Annotated in this window: 2 protein-coding genes; both read right to left on the reverse strand. The window is 46.8% G+C overall.

What is annotated here, in order from left to right; all coding sequences use genetic code 11:
• Window positions 1-101: 101 nt before the first annotated feature.
• The gene (locus ACQUTI_RS26225; RefSeq protein ID WP_227660761.1) at window positions 102-935 is read right to left on the reverse strand and encodes a hypothetical protein; all 834 of its coding nucleotides are present in this window, start codon (window positions 933-935) and stop codon (window positions 102-104) included.
• A gap of 7 nt (window positions 936-942) precedes the next feature.
• The coding region (locus tag ACQUTI_RS26230; protein WP_428923425.1) for a flagellar biosynthesis protein at window positions 943-2,538 on the reverse strand (1,596 nt) is incomplete at its 5' end.

A 2,538-nucleotide genomic window follows, 5' to 3' on the forward strand; every position in this document is an offset into this window, starting at 1 on the left:
CTATGGATTACTCCTGTAATCGCACACGTTTTAGTTGAATGTGATATGCGGCTATCGAGGTGATAGCCGCTATTGCCTCCTGCTGCCAGTGATGTTCTGTGTTACGTATTCAGTATTTCCCTTTTACCCAGCAACCAGTCAGTAACAGACATAATTTCTGCATCTGACAGAGGACCAGAAAAAATACTCATTTCCCTCACCTTACCGGAGAACATCGTTGTTCTTCCTGCCTGCCCTGATGCCGAAAGGTATCCAGCCAAACCAACCACAGCTGACGCAGATACAACATTCTGCCCGCTGGACCCCGGGAATGCTGTTCGTGTTACTATCGGCGCGTCATTAAGTTTGGTCCTGATACGCCTGTTAACATAATCGAGTTCAACGAATAATACATTGTATCCTGTATTAAGCCCATTGATACCTATCTGTTCTGCCGTCTCTTCAGGCGAGGAGTGCCGCGCCACAATTCCGAACGCAGTATCACTGGTGAATTGCAGGCGGATCATTGGTACGTTAGATCCTGCATTATTATTCATACCGATATGAAAAATAGCCCTGTATCCTGACGTGTAATCACTTGCTTCGGCTTTGATAAGCATTGCGAAAGACAGTGCGTCTTTTGCATTAAACTGTTGAGGGTTAAGAATCCGGTAGGCATTAATGGTGTTCACCGGAAAGTTTTCCGGGCTGAAGGTCAGCACATTAATTCCGTTTTCTGTATCCTGCTTACAAACACGTGTTCTGGCTGCTGTATCAATGGATGGATAAACCTGACCATTCTGGTAATCATTGATTGATTCAACCCCATACTCTGAAATTGTCACGCTGTCAGCTCCCAGCCAGTTAATACATTTCTGACGTGAGAACGGAATATCATTCAGTGTTAGCACAGGGGTTGCCAACACAGCACCGCGCATTTTAATAATTGATGTCATGTGAACCTCAGATATTTATTAATACAGCATCTAAATCGAAATCACGATAGGCGTTATATGTCCCTCGCAAGTAGACGACAGTATTTGTGTCATGGTATTTCAGGATGCCATTGTCCTGATAGTATTCTCGGAAAACCAGAGGCCTACAGATTTTCCGGCCATCTTTAACCTCGTCCAGCAGGGTCCCATTCCAGGCAGAACCGTCATAGACATATCGGGTTAACTGACCAAGGGCGGGAATTTTCACCCAGTTACAAACGAGAACATCAGTTGCAGAAATGATAGTGCCGCCTGGCACATAAAACGTCGCATCATCATTATTCATTGGAGAACCGCAGTCGCCTATATCATGTATTACAGGTGTCCCTCCAGAAAATTGTGACATTTTCATTCGTCGATAAGAATAGTTGGATGCATTGAATTCAGCGATAAGAAATAATATCGATACTCCATCATCCTTGACTTCAAACAACCGTTTTGTGTTGGTTGGTAAAGAGGCTTCAAAGACTACATCAGGGATGCCATTTAAGAAGGGATCAATATATCCATAAGTCATAATATCAGGCAGCGCTGTGATTCCACTATAATTGATAAGGGATTTATCACTCCATTTTATTTTCATATATAACACGCGCGTGTCGGTCGAACGTGGATGCTGTTGGATCGCGAGATGAATGGCGTTCCCGTCCACACTCTGGCAAGTGGTAATATACAAATCGGAACCGCCGATAAATGCATTGGATTGCCAAGTCCTACCGTTGTCTGTTGAGTGATGTGCGACCCAGCGCGCCGAATTCGTAGATCCCCGGCGGGCAAATACCAGAATCTCATTCTGATTAAATGGGTTTCTGTAGGACTGGGCATAGGTCATATTTGACGTGTCAGATACCACCTCTGGCCCGGAAATATTCGCAGGATCTAACGTCTGCGATGACCACTTCCGAAGCCAGACATTCGCCCCGGAGTGATCAGACTGAAAAATCTGTATGGGAACTTCAGCACCGGCGCGCGTATCGAGCAAAATCGACGGTGCATCATGGTCGTCCGTTGATGCCGTATCGCCCAAAACAGCAGCGCGAGGGCCAAATTCATAGCACCCAAATTTTCCACGCTCACCCTGTCGGCGGCAGATAGCCAGGCTTCCCAGGATTCGCTCAGGCCCGGTCGTCCCCAGCCGAACGCCACTGAAAAAATAATCCCGCCCGAACTTCACAGCGACGTTATTGATCCACTGGTTATAGCCAATCTCACTCACCAGGGCATTGTCATAGACCTGGGGAGAAATAACCGGTGAAGATACCGCAACGGGCGTAGGTTCTGCACCACTACCCGGTGAGGCGTCATGAGTCTCACCGGAATCGTCAACCCAACGCAAAACGTTTCCATTTTCATCCAGTTCAACATGCGCTACGCCGGGTATTTGTGTGACGGAATAAGCCAGATCGGAACCGTATTTCAGCGATAACCCTGGAACGTGAGTTGCTCCACTATCCTCGCCGAACATAATGACACCGCTTTCCTCATCCTGTAGAAGGAAGGGAATGCCGGGAAGCACATCGCTAAATAGTCTGGTTGTCACATATTCATCGACAGATTCGACATA

Origin of the sequence: Klebsiella sp. 7-CIP_Kleb. (genome assembly GCF_050378655.1) — a bacterium.
Lineage (GTDB): Bacteria > Pseudomonadota > Gammaproteobacteria > Enterobacterales > Enterobacteriaceae > Klebsiella > Klebsiella quasipneumoniae.

Excerpts from the sequence above, each read along its gene's own strand:
- ACQUTI_RS26225 (WP_227660761.1), bottom strand. The coding sequence starts at position 935 with ATGACATCAATTATTAAAATGCGCGGTGCTGTGTTGGCAACCCCTGTG.